Origin of the sequence: Paraburkholderia sp. MM5384-R2 (genome assembly GCF_014201025.1) — a bacterium.
In the GTDB taxonomy this organism is placed as follows: domain Bacteria; phylum Pseudomonadota; class Gammaproteobacteria; order Burkholderiales; family Burkholderiaceae; genus Paraburkholderia; species Paraburkholderia tuberum.
Genome location: NZ_JACHDI010000005.1, coordinates 1 through 16,433, shown reverse-complemented (window position 1 = coordinate 16,433; position 16,433 = coordinate 1). Strand labels below are relative to the sequence as shown.

Sequence of the window (16,433 nt, the reverse complement as noted above, 5' to 3'; positions counted from 1 at the left end):
CATCATGCCGGCATCTGCTGCAATTCGTTTCGCGAGTCGGTGTCGCCACCATCGGCAGGCATCATCGCGCGCTGTATCGTGGAACCGAGAGTCTCGACACCAACATCTCGGCGCTTGCCGATGTCGCTTCCGAAATTGCGCCAAATAAAGTAATCACTGGGCGTCGGTTCCGTTTCGAGCGCATCGAATACGGAAGACATAGCAGGAACGTGATCCCCATAAAAACACAGGACCGTCGGCCGATTACGCCCGCGCAGATAGTCGGTCAACCTGCCGATCATCGCGTCCGCGTTTTCCACATGCCGAAGGTACGCGGTCAGGTCGCGCCAGCGTGCGTCGTCTCCTAGCGTGTGCCGCGATGAGGACTCCCCAGGGGAAACCGTCTCCAGATGCAAAGGGCCGTGATTTTCCATCGTGATCGCAAACGCAAACAGCGGTTTGTCACCACTGGCCTGCAGGAGGGCGATAAGCTTGTCCGCTACCGCAAGATCCCCAACGTATGGCCCCACACGAGACGCACATTCGAAATGCTCAATGTCCAGAAAGCGGTCGAAGTGCATGTGCGCGAATGCCCGTCGACGGCCAAAGAAGTTCGCGTGGTACGGATGCAGGGCCACCGTGCGATATCCTCCGCGCCGGAAATAACCCGCCAGCGACGCGCACGCCCGGCGCACGAACATATACGGATAAAAGCGCGCGTATCCAAGTTCGACCGACGTCAGGCCGGTGAGCATGGCGAATTCGCTGCGCATCGTATTCGCGCCCCAGGCCGGCACGGACAATTCGCCTTGCTCGAACGACTCGCGTTTTGCGCGATCGAAGTGCGCATAGGGCTCGCCAGACACGCATTCGCCGAGTCGGCGGGCGTCGAAATACGACTCGCTTTGAATGACGATGACGTCCGGATGAACGTCTGGGCGCCCGACCGAAAACGGGCTGTTACCTTCGGCGCGAGTGAACGCGCGCCGTTGCGCACTGCTCAATCCGTTGATCAAATAGGCAACGGACGCCGAGAAAAAACCGAATCGGCGCTGGTCCGAAAAGGGTTGCAGCGTGAGCGGCAAGCGACGAGAAAGCGCGATGCACACTGGTAGACAAATCAATGCGACGACGGCCTCAGCCCATCTTTGCCTCAGCGCCACGGGACGTTCGGCAATGAACGCCCCCGCCGCTGCCCCTATTCCGACGAGCACGATGATGAGCTTGCCGAACCCAAGAAACGGCAAATACAGGCGAGGATGCGAGAAGACCTGGCTAAAAAGGCTCAGGTCGCTGAAGACCAGCGGTTCGCGCAGCGACGCGTATTTGGCGTTGCCGACGACCGCGAGCAAGCCAATCAACACGAACGCGACGCCCATCGAAAATAACGGCCGTCCCGTCAGTGCGACGCAACCTGCCGTCACGGCAGCGAGCGCCGCCAGATGCAGCATCAGCGCGACAGGCGGCCTACGGAGCGACGATCTTGTGACAGAGATCGCTTCAACGGCGAAGGAGCATGCGACCATGGCGGCCGCGATCGTAATACCGTGCGGCACTTCACATATTCCGACGAGGGATCTGAAACAGGAGACCCAGGATTGCGTCACCGACAGCCGCTGGCAACAGGCGTAGTAACTTGAGGCCGAGAGTCAAACCGAAAGGGAAAGCGATTTCCACGCGGCGGCGAGTCAGGCGCTTCTTGATAAACAAGGCGGCCTTTTCGGCGCTCCATATGAAGGGCTTGTTGCCAGGAAAAACGTCGCTCATGCCAGTTCGCACGAAGCCGGGCATCACGACTGAAATTCCAATATGGTCGCGTGCGAGAACCGGACGCACGGAATCGCAGTACGCGACGAGCGCGGCCTTGCTCACGCAATAGGCCGGCGAGATTGCCATCCCCCTCAATCCGGCGAGCGAACTGACAATCGCGATCTGGCCGCGCCGCCGATTCCGCATGCGCTCGATGGAAGGCAGCACTGCGTGCAAAGCACCGTAGAGATTGGTATCGACGACTTCGGCAGTCCGACTAACGCCTTCCCAGTCGTCAGACGAGCGGAGTGTGCTGGCGACGCCGGCATTGGCAATCAGCAAGTCGATTGGATGTCGCGAGTCGAAATCGAAGATCCACGCCTGAAGCGCCCCTGCATCACGGACGTCCACGCTGCCAACCACGACCTCGGCGCCGCGCGCGCGACACGCCTCGGCAACATCCTCGAGACGTTCAGCGTTTCTTCCGATTAACCCTAGCGTGATACCGGGCGCGCAATAGCTTAAGGCCAGCGCACGCCCGAGTCCGGCACTACCGCCAGTGATAACGACTACACGCGGCACACTGGTTCTCACTCTCCCCCCGATCTCATGCAATATTGTTTTGCCACGGTCTGTGAATGGATTTATTTGCTTCTTTGCCGTGGTCGCACGGACTAAAACGCGCAGACCTTCATTGAAAAACATGCAAGGCCGGACAACCACTGTCTCCGCTAACGTCGATTTGAGCCAATCAAAACTTTGAAGTCGGAACGTTCGCTCTTGCAGCGCCGATCCTTTCACCGTCCTCTAGCGACGACACGGGAACATTCAATCCAGCGCAACACGGATAGTGCCGAGCGAAGAGACGTACTGAAAGAGACGAAATGGCAAGCTTGTAAGCGCCGGCAGAATATTAGCGCAGGAAGATTCTTTCGTACCATTACAGTTGACGAATATTTCTGTAAGAGTCGCGTCTTCACAACAGACGGAAAATTTCCACTTGTTACGATCCCAATCCATCGCCGCCCTCGCGTGAGCGGTAAAAAATTTCTTCTTGCCTGCGTCGCAAATATCTGCATCTTCAACTGTCCAGCTTTGCCGGTAGCCATTGGCAGGCTTTTCCACTGAAGATCAATGCAGTAGTTCGCAAAATGCAAATATTATTTTTCAAAATGGCACCTGACTTTCCGCAAAAAAGCCAGTACCGCAAACGTTTGGTCGTGCTCAAATGAAGCGAAAATAGTTCAATTGGGACAATTGTTAAAATAGGTTGGCGGCCTCAAATCTGAAGCGCAACACCTGTTTCGATCCGATTCATTCGCGATGCAACGCATTTCATGATTGGCCCAGCGGCACCCTTGTCGCAGCTCACATCGCTCACCGTAACGCTGGCATTCGCAACTGCGCGACCTACCGCGACCGGCTATCGTGTTGAACGACAACACCAGCGCGTCCGCCACGCTCGCCGCCCTCTCGGTGGTTGATCGCCTCTCTCGCACTATTTGCAGAGGACGTCGATCGTTTGCGCCAGCGCGATCGATTCGGCTTACCTCGAGGCCGGTTTCCACTCGTGGAGCGACGATCTGCGTATCCGATCCCACGAGCGTTATCTTGATGATCATCCAGTGCTTATTGGCGCCGGAGTAACTGGGAGGTGCCCGTGCCGATGTTCGCGCTTGACCTCGACTGAGTTTCCCGCGTGGACTCCATCGGCGAGTTGGCCCCTGGAGGCGCAGGCGCGAATACAATTAAACTACAGCGTTAGCCCCAGTTGTCGTTGGTTTCGTTCTGCGCGTGCGCGTCAAGACATGGCAAGACGAGGTCGCGATCAAATGCACTTCACGCAGAGAAGAGCTACAGGAATGCGATCGAGACACGCCGGCGTGGCGGCTTTCGTTGGGTGCCCACAGTTGCATGTGCGCACGAATCGACATGCAAACTCAAAGCCGTCCCGCTTTCGGCACGAATTTCTTTCTCAACAATACATATAGAACCCGCACCTAAAATAGCGAAACAGGTCCTCTGTAACCATGCGTGGCCATGGCGATCAGCATCGCGGACAGCGCCGGCAGCAACAGATCTAGTACTTTGTAGGCGTCCCAGTGCCATGGGAGCCAGCCAATCGCCCAGGTATAAGCGTGCGACTCGAAAGCAAGCAATTCTTCCTTGTCCAAGGTTTCGAGTTCACACTCGAGTTTTTTGCGCGACCAATACCAGACGATTACGGCAAGGGCTCCAATTCGGAAGTCGAACAGTAGCCCAACCGGTATCTGCACCAGCAACCCTTCCAGACAGTGAGACAGGGACATGCGCCACCTTGCCGCCGCGAACCAGTCAAGTAGAGACGTCATTGGAATATCCTCCTTGTTCCAACATGCCAATGTTTCAAATTGAATTGGCTTCATCTTAACTGCACGTTGAGTTTCCGGGTTATGCGGTATTCCGATGCTATCGCGTGCCAACTGCCGTCATGCCCCCCCCCCGCGCCGATAGCCCGTGGACGTTATGCCGCGCCAAGGTCGCGGATCAGATCGATCATGTCTTTTCCGACCGTCGAGTCGGCATGCGGTCGCAACGGGTACCCCGGCCTCCGGAGATACCACCAGTTGGAAGCGAAAGGTCCGCCTTCGGCCAGCCAGGTATTACCCTCCGCTGTAGGGTGTGGCACTCCCTCATCCGGGCGCGAGACGGACTTGAAGCGTCCTGAACAACGCGCTACTCAGGGCACACTACGGTATTTGCCGAGTTCTCGCCCCGGCTCGAAGCCCCTTCCCTTTCAGGCATGAGGTGAGATCTCCCAGGTAAAAGCGCACTCCTTCATCGCACAATCAACGCATCTACGCCATTTCGCCTTGCTCACTAAAGCTCCGCGATTTCGTACTTGCTCGCTCCGCTGGACAACGCCTTCCATACGGTTTTTACTCATCGTCTCGCGATTCACGCTCCACGTCGGGTCTCGTCACTCGGTCACCCTCCTGCGGTTGCGCTTCGCTTCGTCCGCCGTGACCAGCGTATGGCGAGACTTGCACCAGCAGGAATGCGCCGATTCCAGGCGTACATGACAAAAGCCCCGCAAGAACTTTCATTCTTACGGGGCTTCTCTTTTGACGCTAAAGCGTTATCCGCTTACCGCGACATCATATTCATGCTGACGTTATGCAACACCCACAACGTCCCGCCAACCACGATAACAGCGGTCAGCACGGTGAACGCAAACGCCATCACATTCCAGCGCTGCGACGACGACGTGTTCATGTGAAGGAAGAACACCAGATGTACGAGGATCTGCACGAACGCGAGACCCGCGATCGCGAGCAACGCGCTCTGGCCCGTCAACGTGCCGGTCATCACGATCGCGAAGGCCGCGACGGTCAGAATGACGGAGAGCACGAAGCCCGCCGTATAGCTGCCGAAGCTGCCGTGACCGCCTTCCGAGTGTGCGCCATGGGCGCTATGACTATGGTCCATTTAGATCACGCTCGCAAGATAGACAAAGGTGAAAACGCCGATCCACACGACGTCGAGGAAGTGCCAGAAAAGGCTCAGGCACGTCAGACGGATCATGTCGCGTTCGGTCAGGTCGCGATGACGCATCACCTGCAGCGCCAGCACGACCATCCAGATCAGGCCGAACGTCACGTGCAGGCCGTGCGTGCCGACCAGCGTGAAGAACGACGACAGGAACGCGCTGCGGCTCGGACCCGCGCCTTCGGCGATCAGGTGCGAGAACTCGCGCATTTCCAGCACGAGGAACGCGAGGCCCAGCAGGAACGTCACGCCGAGCCAGCCGAGCAGCACGCCCTTGCGGTTCTTGTGCGCGCCGAGCATCGCGAAGCCGTACGTGATACTCGAGAGCAGCAGCATCGTCGTTTCAAGTGCGACGCCCGGAATCTCGAACAGGTCCTTGCCGCTCGGACCGCCCGCGAACTGGTGGCTCATCACCGCGAACACCGCGAACAGCGCCGCGAAGATGATGCAGTCGGTCATCAGGTACAGCCAGAAACCGAACACCGAGTGCGACGGCACATGGTCCGGCGCGAGTTGCGGCTCAACCGCAATTGTCTTCTGTAACATCAGTCCACCTCCAGCGCGACCTGCTTGCCGGCGCTTGCGCCGACACCGGCCACGGCACCAGCACCGCCGTTGCGATTCTCTTCAATCAGCGCAACAGTGTCGGCAGGAATGTAATAGCCGTCGTTGTCCATGAAGCTGTAGATGATCACGGTGGCGATCGCGCCGACCGCGCCAACGATCGCAAGCCACCAGATGTGCCACACACCGGCAAAACCGAGCACCAGCGAGAACAGACCCACCAACAGACCCGCGGACGTATTCGACGGCATGTGAATGTCGCGATACGCCGGCACTTTCACACCGCCCTTGCGCGACTTCATTTCGGTGAACGCGTCGAGCGAGCGGACGTCCGGGATATGCGCGAAGTTATAAGCCGGCGGCGGCGAACTCGTCGCCCATTCCAGCGTACGAGCATCCCACGGATCGCCCGTGAGGTCGCGGTTTTCCTTCAGATTGCGATCGCGGATGCTGACGACCAGTTGCAGCAGTTGGCAAGCGATGCCGATCGCGATCAGCACCGCGCCGAACGCGGCGGCGATCAGCCACGGATGCCAGGTCGGGTTGTCGTAGTGGTTCAGACGACGCGTCATGCCCATGAAGCCGAGCACGTACAGCGGCGTGAACGCAACCCAGAAGCCGATCTGCCAGAACCAGAACGCGGCCTTGCCGAGCTTCTCGTTCAGCTTGAAGCCGAACGCCTTCGGGAACCAGTAGTTGAAGCCGGCCAGATAGCCGAACAGCACGCCACCGATAATTACGTTATGGAAGTGAGCGATCAGGAACAGGCTGTTGTGCAGCATGAAGTCCGCGCCCGGAATCGCCAGCATCACACCGGTCATACCGCCGATCGTGAAAGTGATGATGAAGCCGATCGTCCACAGAACCGGCGTCGTGAATTTCAGACGGCCCTTGTAGATCGTAAACAGCCAGTTGAACACTTTGACGCCGGTCGGAATCGAAATCACCATCGTCGCGATGCCGAAGAACGCGTTCACGTCCGCGCCCGAACCCATCGTGAAGAAGTGGTGCAGCCACACGAGGAACGACAGCACCATGATCGCGCAGGTCGCCCATACCATCGTCTTGTAGCCGAACAGCGGCTTTTTAGCGAAGGTCGCGACGACTTCCGAGAAGATACCGAACGCCGGCAGGATCAGGATGTACACCTCGGGGTGACCCCATGCCCAGATCAGGTTCAGGTACAGCATCGCGTTGCCGCCGGCATCGTTCGTGAAGAAGTGCATGCCGAGGTAGCGGTCGAGACCGAGCAGCGCGAGCGTGACGGTCAGGATAGGGAACGACGCCATGATCAGCACGTTCGCGCACAACGAGGTCCACGTGAACACCGGCACCTTCATCCACGACATGCCCGGAGCGCGCATCTTCACGATCGTCACGAAGAAGTTCACACCGGTCAGCAACGTGCCGATACCAGAGATCTGCAGGCTCCACAGGTAATAGTCGACGCCTACGCCAGGGCTGAACTGCAATTCCGACAACGGCGGATAAGCGAGCCAGCCCGTCTGTGCGAATTCACCGATCACCAGCGAGATGTTGATCAGGATCGCGCTGACTGCCGTCATCCAGAAGCTCAGCGAGTTGATGAACGGGAACGCGACGTCGCGCGCACCGATCTGCAGCGGCACGACGATGTTCATCAAACCGATCATGAACGCCATCGCCATGAAGAAGATCATGATGACGCCGTGCGCGGTGAAGACCTGATCGTAGTGATGCGGTGGCAAAAAGCCCGGGCTCAAGTACGACAGCGCCAACTGCATACGCATCATGATCGCGTCGGCGAAGCCGCGCAGCAGCATGATGAGCGCAACGACGATGTACATGACACCGATCTTCTTATGGTCGACGGACGTCAGCCATTCGCTCCACAGGTAGCGCCATTTGCCGAAATACGTGATTCCGCCTAGCACCGCCAGCGCCGCGAGTACCATACCGGCGCCCGCCGTAACGATGATGGGCTCGTGATACGGAATCGCATCGAGAGTTAGTTTTCCGAACATGAGTTACCCCTTAGGCGCACAGTTGGCGTCTTTCATGTTGTCGATGACGTTGCCGTTGTTGTAGCGGGCAATGATGTTGTTGAAGAGCTTCGGATCGACGGTCGAGAAGTACCGCACCGGGTCCTTTTCGCTCGGCTCGGACACCGCGTGATAGCGGTCCATGTCGAGGCGGTTCGACGAAGCGCGGACCTTCGCAACCCAGGCATTGAAGTCTTCAGGCGACGTCGCGAGCGTACGGAACTTCATGTCCGAGAAGCCCTTGCCGCTGAAGTTTGCCGAGGTGCCCGCGTAGTCGCCGGCGTGATCGGCGATCAGGTGCAGGCGCGTCTGCATGCCCGCCATCGCGTAGATCTGGCCGCCCAGCTGCGGGATGAAAAACGAGTTCATCACCGTGTCCGACGTGATCCGGAAGTTCACCGGCGTGCCGACCGGGATCGCGAGCTGGTTCACCGACGCGATGCCGAGGTCCGGATAAATGAACAGCCACTTCCAGTCGAGCGCGACGACTTCGACGTTGATCGGTTTGACCTGCGACTCGAGCGGACGATACGGATCGAGCTCATGCGTGCTCTTCCACGTCAACACGGCGAGAAACAAAACGATCAGCGCCGGAATGGTCCAGACGGCGACTTCGATCGCGGTGGAATGCGTCCAACCCGGACGGTATTCGGCGTTGCTGTTCGATGCGCGGTAACGCCACGCGAAAAACAGTGTCATCAGAATCACCGGCACCACGACGATCAGCATGGCCCACACCGAAGTCGCGATCAGATCACGCTCCGCGAGTCCCACACTCCCCTTCGGATTCAGAATATCGAGGTTGCTGCAACCCGAAAGCAGCAACATGAGGCTGGCGGAAATGAAACTTGCCGGCCTTCTCAGCGTCCGTCCTTTCATATCCACTGCCTCGTTTTTTTGACTTCAACGAACGTCATTCGACGGCTCTCCATTAATAAGCGCTCGCATAATAGGGGGGCATCGGATGCTAATAAACACTCGATTTAGCAACGAACTATTGCGTCGCGACGCAGTGCGACACGTTGCCGCATTTCCCCGCGCACCCTATTCACCAGCGTCGTTTGCGACGCTTCGAAACGAAGCGTCGAAAAGCTGACGCATCGCAAAAGTCCCCTGAAATAAGCGCTAAAAATCGCTGGACGCGCAGCGGTTTTCGACGTACTGCAACACGCATGCATTCACAAAGGGATTGATAACGACGCGCAAAAGCGCAAGAGCGTCGCCGCATCCTGACGCGCGGATGCGACAACGACTCTTGCGCTCTGTTCTTTTAACCCGGAGTCTGCGTGGCGATGGGAGCCGGTCCGGGCGCCGCTGCCTGCAGCGCCGGTCCGGGCGCCGCTGCCTGCAGATGCTCGCCGCCCTCCGTCGGCACGGAGTCCGAAGGCAGCGCCGAGCGTTCCGATTGCGCGAGCAGCGTGCCGACCGACGGATCGATCGCATCGGTGAACGGCTTCGGGTCGAGACCGATCGCGAGCACCAGCAGCGCCAACGCACCGAGCAGCGCGAACTCGCGCTTGCCGAGGTCCTTCAGCTTCGCCACGCGCGCGTTGGCGATCGCACCGAAGATCACGCGCTTGTACATCCACAGCGTGTAGGCCGTGCTCAGAATCAGGGTGGTCGCGGCGATCGCACCGATCCAGAAGTTGAAGCGGATCGCGCCCATCAGCACCATGAATTCGCCGACGAAACCCGACGTGCCCGGCAGACCGATGTTGGCCATCGAGAACAGCATCACGAAAGCGGCAAAGCGCGGCATCGTGTTGGCGACGCCGCCGTATTCGGCGATCGACGCGGATTTCGTGCGGTCGTAGAGCATGCCGGTGCACAACAGCATCGCGCCGGACACCACGCCGTACGAGATCATCTGCACGATTGCGCCGGACTGGCCGAAGCGGTTGAAAACGAACAGACCGAGCGTGACGAGGCCCATATGCGCGACCGTCGAATACGCGAGCAGGCGGCGCATGTCGGTCTGCACGAGTGCGAGCAGGCTCGAATAGATCACCGCGACGAGCGACAGCGTGATCATCATCGGCGCGAAGAAATGGCTCGCTTGCGGCGCGATCGGCAGCGCGAAACGCAGCAGACCGTAACCGCCGATCTTGAGCATGCCGATCATCACCGCGGCGCCCGTCGGGCCGTCGAGGTGCACGTCGGGCAGCCACGTGTGCAGCGGCCACATCGGCACCTTCACGCCGAACGCGGCAAGAAAGCCAAGGAAGATCAGCGCCTGCGGCACCATGTCAAGGTGCGCTTCGCGCCACACGGCGAGGTCGAAGCTGTGCGTCTGGCTATACAGGTAGAGCAGCGACATCAGCATCATCAGCGAGCCGAGCAACGACACGAAGAAGAACTTCACCGCCGCATACGTGCGGTTCTTGTGACCGTAGGTGCCGATCAGCAGATACAGCGGGATCAGCGTCGCCTCGAACGCAATGAAGAACATCATGCCGTCGAGCGACGTGAACACACCCTGCATGAAGCCCGACAGCATCAGGAACGCGCCGAAGTACTGGGCGGTGCGCTGCGTGATCGACTCCCACGATGCGATCACGATGATGATCGTCGTCAGCGCGGTCAGCGCGACGAGCCACAGCGAAATCCCGTCGATTCCCACATGCCATGCGATATCGAACGTCGGCGACCAGCGGACGTTCTCGACGAACTGCATCGAGGTCACGTCGTTACGGAAACTCGTCACGAGCGGGATCACCGGCAAGAAACCCGCCACCGCGCCGATCAGCGCGAGCCAGCGCGTGCGATTACGCGCCGCGTCCGACCCGGCGCGCAGAACCACGAACCCGGCGACGATGGGGATCCAGATGAGAAGACTTAGGAGAGGCAATGGCATGTGCTCTGTCAAAACTTGAAGTACAAAACGCCGCGTCAACGCCCCCTGAAACAAGCAGACATTGAAATGGAAATGTAAGTTGGAGTTCGCTGAAATTGACGCGTGGAGCGGTTTCCCGCTACACGTTTACCCGCAGCCGACTGACCAAGGGTGGGAGATTACCAAGATAAGAATAATTTTGCATCGCAACAGCCGCGAAATCCGCGCCACAATACATTGTTGCGACGTGGGCGCTTGCAAAATGCATCGAAATGTGCACTTGCACATTGTTACAAAGACGTCGTTAGGCCTTGGCGGTTTGGCAGCAAAAGCTGGCAATTAGCCGGAGGTTGGCCGCTGTTAGGCATTCGCTGTTTATGGGGCTGGTTTGACTGGAACGGATCATGCTGTCGAGTACTTTTTGACGGCAGCGGACGAGCGGCAACCAAACAAAAATTTGCCTCGTCGGCGATAAAAAAATTTTTGTGCGAGCGGTCTAAACCGACCGGCGAGGAGGTCGCTAGCGGTGCCGCGCGCCTCGATCAAGGTGCGCTGAAAATGTTCCACTCCAGGCGTACGAATCTTCCGTTTTCCTTACACAGACCAGCGCCGCGCCATGGTAACTGCTGCAGAAACTCGCGCGGCGAGGCACACTCAATTCGCGCAGCGGGCTCCCCTCGCCCGACTCCCTTTCCGGACCTCCTCGCATGGCGCTTCGTGACGACGTCGTACCAGCACTCGAATGCTGCGGCCTCAGCAAGCGGTACGGCACCGGCCGCATCGTGCTCGCGCAGCTCGACTTCACACTCGCTGCGGGCGAGTTCGTCGCGATCATGGGCGACTCGGGCGTCGGCAAGTCGACATTGCTCAACCTGATCGCCGGGCTCGACCGCGCCGATAGCGGCAGCGTGCTAATCGACGGACGCCCGGTCGAACAACTCGACGACAATGCCGCGACGCGACTGCGGCGCCAGAAGCTCGGCTTCGTGTTCCAGGCGTTTCACGTGCTGCCGCATCTGACGCTCGCGCAGAACGTCGCGCTGCCGCTGCTGCTCAATGATCTACCGACGGCCGCCGCGCTCGACATGCTCGCGGCGGTCGGCCTTGGCGGACGCGGCGACGACTTTCCGCGCGATCTCTCCGGCGGCGAGTTGCAGCGTGTAGCCATTGCTCGCGCACTCGTGCATCGTCCGACGCTGCTTCTCGCCGACGAACCGACCGGCAACCTCGACCCTGCCACCGCGCGCGACGTGCTCGGCCTGTTCCGCGCGCAAAGCAAGGCGACCGGCGCGGCGACGATCATGGTCACGCATTCGGAGGCCGCGGCCGCCGTGGCCGACCGCGTGTTGATCCTGAGCGAGGGCGACTTGCATGGCGCGCGCGATAAGGCCGCGAACGTCGCGCACGCCGCGGCCCGCTCGACCCACGATGGCCGTTGACCTTCGTCCACTGCCGCGCGCGCCGGGATATCGTGTTCTCGCGCGCTGGCTGATGGTCGCGGAATGGCGCAGTCATCGCGGACGCGCACTCGTCGCCATCGCGACGATCGCGCTAGGCGTCGCGCTCGGCTACGCGGTGCAATTGATCAACAGCGCCGCCTTCAACGAATTCTCGGCGGCCGCGCGCAGTCTGTCAGGCGAAGCGGATCTGCAGGTGCGCGGCGCGCAGCCTTTCGTCGACGAGTCCCTCTATCCGCGACTCGCCAACGAACCGGGCGTGGTGCTGGCGAGTCCCGTGCTCGCGCTCGACGTCGCGGTGCCGGGCCGCACCGGTGCACTGCCCGTTCTCGGCATCGACGTCTTCAAGGCGAGGTCGATCACGCCCGATCTGATCGGCGTGCCCTCGCCTGATCGCCCGTTCGACACGCTCGCCTCCGATGCGATATTTCTGTCGACGGCCGCGCAGCAATGGCTCAACGTCAAGACCGGCGACGACGTCACGCTACGCCGCGGTACGTCGGATCTGCATTTGCGCGTCGCGGGTGGGCTCGTGCGCACGCGGCCGGGTCAACGGCTCGCGGTGATGGACATCGCCGCCGCGCAATGGCGATTCGGCAAGGTGGGCAAGCTGACGCGCGTTGACGTGCAACTCGCACGCGGCGTCGATCGGCAACGCTTCAAACGCGATCTGCAACAGCAGCTCGGCAGCACATGGGTAGTCGCCGAGACGCGCGACACTGAGAGCCGCACCGATCGCCTGTCGCGTGCTTACCGGATCAACATGAACGTGCTCGCGCTGGTCGCGCTGTTCACGGGCGCGTTCCTCGTGTTTTCGACTCAGGCACTCGGTGTCGTGCGACGCCGATCGCAATTCGCGATGCTGCGCGTGCTCGGGCTCACGCGAGCTCAGCTATTGCGGCAGATCCTGCTTGAAGGCGCGCTGCTCGGGTTGCTCGGCTCGGTGTGTGGACTTGCGCTCGGCTACGCGATGGCCAGCGGTGCGCTGCGCTTCTTCGGCAGCGATCTCGGCGGCGGCTATTTTCCGGGCGTGCAACCGCGAGTCGGTTTCGAGCCGCTCGCGAGCGCGGTGTTTCTCGCGCTCGGGGTCGCGGTGTCGGTGTTGGGCAGCGTAGCGCCCGCCATCGACGCGGCGCGCGCACGGCCTGCCCCGGCGCTCAAGGCCGGTGCCGAGGAAAGCGCATTGGCGCGGCTCGCCACGCCGTGGCCGGCGTTCGGCTGTTTGCTGGCGGCCGCCGCGCTGACGCGCGTGCCGCCGTGGTTCGATGCGCCGATCGCCGGTTATCTGGCGGTCGCGTTGCTGCTCGTCGGCGGCATTGCGCTAATGCCGCGCGTGACCGCGCTGATATTCGGCGCGGCAGGCCGCGCGCGCGGCACGCGACGCCGCGCGGGCGCGACGGGCACGCTCGCGATTGCGCGTCTCGCGAATGCGCCGGGGCAGGCGTCGATCGCGATGGGCGGCGTGCTGTCGAGCTTCGCGCTGATCGTCGCGATGGCGATCATGGTGGCCAGCTTCCGCGTGTCTGTCGACGACTGGATCACGCATCTGCTGTCCGCCGATCTGTATGTGCGCGTAGCGTCGGGCGGCAACAGCGGCGACAGTGGCGGCTTGCGGCCCGACGAACAGACGCGCATCGCGAGGGTGCCCGGCATCGGCAACGCCGCGTTCGCGCGCATCACACATCTGACGCTCGATCCCGCGCGCCCGGACGTCGCGCTGCTCGCCCGCGAAATCGACGCGACCGATCCGGGCGCGACTCTGCAGATGACCGGCGCGGTGCTGCCGCCGTCAGCGCTTCACGCCGGCGACATACCTATTTGGGTTTCCGAAGCAATGATCGACCTGTATGGGTATGAGCTAGGTCAACGTGTGCGGTTGTCGCTCGGCGAGCATGGCCAGACGTTCGTCGTAGCCGGCGTCTGGCGCGACTACGCGCGGCAGAGCGGCGCGATCCAGATACGGCTTGCCGATTATCGGCGGCTGACCGGCGACTCCACCGCAACCGATGTTGCCGTGACCGTCGAGCCGGGCGTGAGTGTCGAACGCGTCGTCGCAAGTTTGAAGGCGCTGCCGTTCGGCGCTTCGCTCGAGGTGTCGCAACCGGGCGAGATCCGTGCGCGCACGCTGGTGATCTTTGATCGCAGTTTCGCGGTCACGTATCTGCTCGAGGCGGTGGCGATCGTGATCGGATTGTTCGGCGTCGCAGCGACGTTTTCCGCGCAGACGCTCGCGCGCGCCCGTGAGTTCGGGATGTTGCGCCACGTCGGGGTGACGCGCGCGCAGATTCTCGCGATCCTCGCTTCGGAGGGCGGTCTGCTCACCGCATGCGGCATTGCGCTCGGTTTCGCGCTTGGTTTCGCGATCAGCCTGATTCTCGTGTTCGTCGTCAATCCACAGTCGTTTCACTGGAGCATGTCGCTGCATGTACCGTGGTTAGCGCTTGGCACAGTCGCGTTGGTAATGCTGGTGCTATCGTGTACGACGGCGGTGGTCGCGGGACGCGGCGCGGTGTCGGTGGATGCAGTGCGCGCGGTGAAGGAGGACTGGTGATGCCAGCTTCGCGGCGTGCGTGGAAAATGCGGTTGATCTGGGATAGCGCGGCCATCCGCGAGGTTTGCTCTGCGCTTGATGGCTGCGCGACGTGCATCGCGCGCCGACACGGCGGGTCACCTCCGCGGCGCCTTCAGCTTTTTTTCCGAGGGCTACTTTGGATTGGCATAGTCGCTGTGTCGCCCTCTTTCGCCGCTAGTAGCGACTCCACTGGATCCACCCCGGTCGCCTTCGCGGCAGTCACGCCAGACCATCCGATCTCGTTTCCGCGGGACAGCGGTGCTCATCCAGCTTTCCGCACCGAATGGTGGTACGCGACAGGCTGGCTCACGACGCCCGAGAACCGACCGCTCGGATTCCAGATCACGTTCTTCCGTTCGGCGACTGGTCACGATGCCGCCGATCCAAGCGATTTCGCCCCGTCGCAACTGATCATCGCGCACGCTGCGCTGAGCGATCCGGCAATCGGACACCTCGTTCACGATCAACGCATCGCTCGGCAGGGTCTCGGGCTCGCCTACGCGAAGACCGCCAACACCGACCTCAAACTCGACGCCTGGAAAATGATTCGCGCTGCGGACGGCCACTACGACGTCACCGCCGATGCAAGCGGATTCTCGCTACACCTCCAACTCACGCCAACTCAGCCTCCGCTGATTCAGGGCGAGCGCGGCTACTCGCGTAAAGGACCGCGGCCCGAACAGGCGAGCTATTACTACAGCGAACCGCAACTCCGCGTGACGGGCACCGTGGTGCGCCCAGCCGGAGGTGGAAACGACACGACGCGCGATGCAGCAGTGACGGGGACCGCATGGCTCGATCACGAGTGGTCGAGCACGTTGCTCGACCCCAATGCGGTCGGATGGGATTGGCTCGGCGCCAATTTGACGGACGGCTCGGCGCTAATGGCATTCAAGATTCGCAGCCGCGATGGACATGCAATATGGGCCCACGCGACGCTTCGCAGACCCGATGGTCAGGTAACGAATTTCGACCCCGGTGAAGTCGACTTCACGCCGCGTCGCATGTGGCGCTCGCCGCACACGAATACTTCGTATCCGGTCTCGATGACGGTTAGAGCGGGAACGCTGACATGGCAACTCGATCCGCTGATGGACGATCAGGAACTCGACTCACGACAGTCAACCGGTGCCGTGTATTGGGAAGGCGCGGTACGGGTGAGTCAACAGAATGCGGATGTAGGGCGAGCCTATCTGGAACTGACGGGTTACGCGGATGCGTCGCGGATCGGAAAGTAGTGAAGCGCGCAAAGTCGGCCGCGTAAACGCAAAAACCCCACCGCGGCGGGTGGGGTTTCTGACTGGAGGGGAGCCTGACGATTACCTACTTTCACACGGGCAATCCGCACTATCATCGGCGTGGAGTCGTTTCACGGTCCTGTTCGGGATGGGAAGGGGTGGGGCCGACTCGCTATGGTCATCAGGCATGACGGGTTGCTGCGTCGCAGGGTTGGAGTCAACCGGTTGCGCCACAGCCAATCGGGAAGAAGCGTAAAGGATTCGTGGGTGAAGCGGTGCGGGTTGTGTTGTTTCTGGCACAACACTGAATCCCAACCGTGCGTTTCTGTGAACTCCCGCGGGGAGGTCACACAAATCCCCTTCGGGGATCGGACCCGCGTAAGTGCTGAAGCACTACCGCGGGTCGAGACACACCTGTTATAGGATCAAGCCTTACGGGCAATTAGTATCAGTTAGCTCAGTACATTACTGTACGTGCACACCTGACCTATC

12 protein-coding genes and 1 rRNA gene are annotated in these 16,433 nt (G+C 60.8%); 3 read left to right on the top strand and 10 right to left on the bottom strand.

What is annotated here, in order from left to right; genetic code table 11:
- Positions 1 to 2 precede the first annotated feature (2 nt).
- The 9 genes from HDG37_RS10580 to HDG37_RS10540 form a co-directional block, all read right to left on the bottom strand.
- The gene (locus HDG37_RS10580) at positions 3 to 1,535 is read right to left on the bottom strand and encodes an LTA synthase family protein (protein WP_184046769.1); all 1,533 of its coding nucleotides are present in this window, start codon (positions 1,533 to 1,535) and stop codon (positions 3 to 5) included.
- Between the two features lies 1 nt (position 1,536).
- Positions 1,537 to 2,322: an SDR family oxidoreductase gene (locus HDG37_RS10575; protein ID WP_184047370.1), complete on the bottom strand. Its 786-nt coding sequence runs from the start codon at positions 2,320 to 2,322 to the stop codon at positions 1,537 to 1,539.
- Between the two features lie 234 nt (positions 2,323 to 2,556).
- The gene (locus HDG37_RS10570) at positions 2,557 to 2,853 is read right to left on the bottom strand and encodes a hypothetical protein (RefSeq protein WP_184046767.1); all 297 of its coding nucleotides are present in this window, start codon (positions 2,851 to 2,853) and stop codon (positions 2,557 to 2,559) included.
- A gap of 875 nt (positions 2,854 to 3,728) precedes the next feature.
- A complete protein-coding gene (locus tag HDG37_RS10565) occupies positions 3,729 to 4,133 on the bottom strand; it encodes a hypothetical protein (RefSeq protein WP_184046765.1) in 405 nt (134 codons plus the stop codon).
- 721 nt (positions 4,134 to 4,854) lie between these two features.
- Positions 4,855 to 5,196, bottom strand: coding sequence for a cytochrome o ubiquinol oxidase subunit IV (gene cyoD / locus HDG37_RS10560; RefSeq protein ID WP_184046763.1), 342 nt, complete (start codon positions 5,194 to 5,196; stop codon positions 4,855 to 4,857).
- Complete coding sequence (gene cyoC, locus HDG37_RS10555) at positions 5,197 to 5,802, bottom strand: cytochrome o ubiquinol oxidase subunit III (protein ID WP_018425052.1); 606 nt, start codon at positions 5,800 to 5,802, stop codon at positions 5,197 to 5,199.
- Complete coding sequence (gene cyoB / locus HDG37_RS10550) at positions 5,802 to 7,823, bottom strand: cytochrome o ubiquinol oxidase subunit I (RefSeq protein ID WP_184046761.1); 2,022 nt, start codon at positions 7,821 to 7,823, stop codon at positions 5,802 to 5,804. Before cyoB ends, cyoC begins: the two co-directional genes overlap by 1 nt.
- A 3-nt stretch (positions 7,824 to 7,826) precedes the next feature.
- Positions 7,827 to 8,720, bottom strand: a complete 894-nt coding sequence (cyoA, locus tag HDG37_RS10545; protein WP_184046759.1) for a ubiquinol oxidase subunit II — start codon at positions 8,718 to 8,720, stop codon at positions 7,827 to 7,829.
- 391 nt (positions 8,721 to 9,111) lie between these two features.
- Positions 9,112 to 10,695 carry an NADH-quinone oxidoreductase subunit M gene (locus HDG37_RS10540; protein WP_184046757.1) on the bottom strand — a complete coding sequence of 528 codons (1,584 nt, stop codon included), beginning with the start codon at positions 10,693 to 10,695 and terminating at the stop codon, positions 9,112 to 9,114.
- Positions 10,696 to 11,381: 686 nt separating this feature from the next.
- Here HDG37_RS10540 and HDG37_RS10535 point away from each other — a divergent pair.
- From HDG37_RS10535 to HDG37_RS10525, 3 genes are all read left to right on the top strand, one after another.
- Complete coding sequence (locus HDG37_RS10535) at positions 11,382 to 12,113, top strand: ABC transporter ATP-binding protein (protein WP_184046755.1); 732 nt, start codon at positions 11,382 to 11,384, stop codon at positions 12,111 to 12,113.
- On the top strand, positions 12,103 to 14,682 hold the full coding sequence (locus HDG37_RS10530) for an FtsX-like permease family protein (protein ID WP_184046753.1): 2,580 nt from the start codon (positions 12,103 to 12,105) through the stop codon (positions 14,680 to 14,682). The genes HDG37_RS10535 and HDG37_RS10530 overlap by 11 nt, the downstream gene beginning before the upstream one ends.
- A 176-nt stretch (positions 14,683 to 14,858) precedes the next feature.
- Positions 14,859 to 15,941: a lipocalin-like domain-containing protein gene (locus HDG37_RS10525; protein ID WP_184046751.1), complete on the top strand. Its 1,083-nt coding sequence runs from the start codon at positions 14,859 to 14,861 to the stop codon at positions 15,939 to 15,941.
- A 72-nt stretch (positions 15,942 to 16,013) separates the two neighbouring features.
- Here the strand turns inward: HDG37_RS10525 and rrf are convergent.
- Positions 16,014 to 16,127, bottom strand: a 5S ribosomal RNA gene (gene rrf / locus HDG37_RS10520).
- Positions 16,128 to 16,433 lie beyond the last annotated feature (306 nt).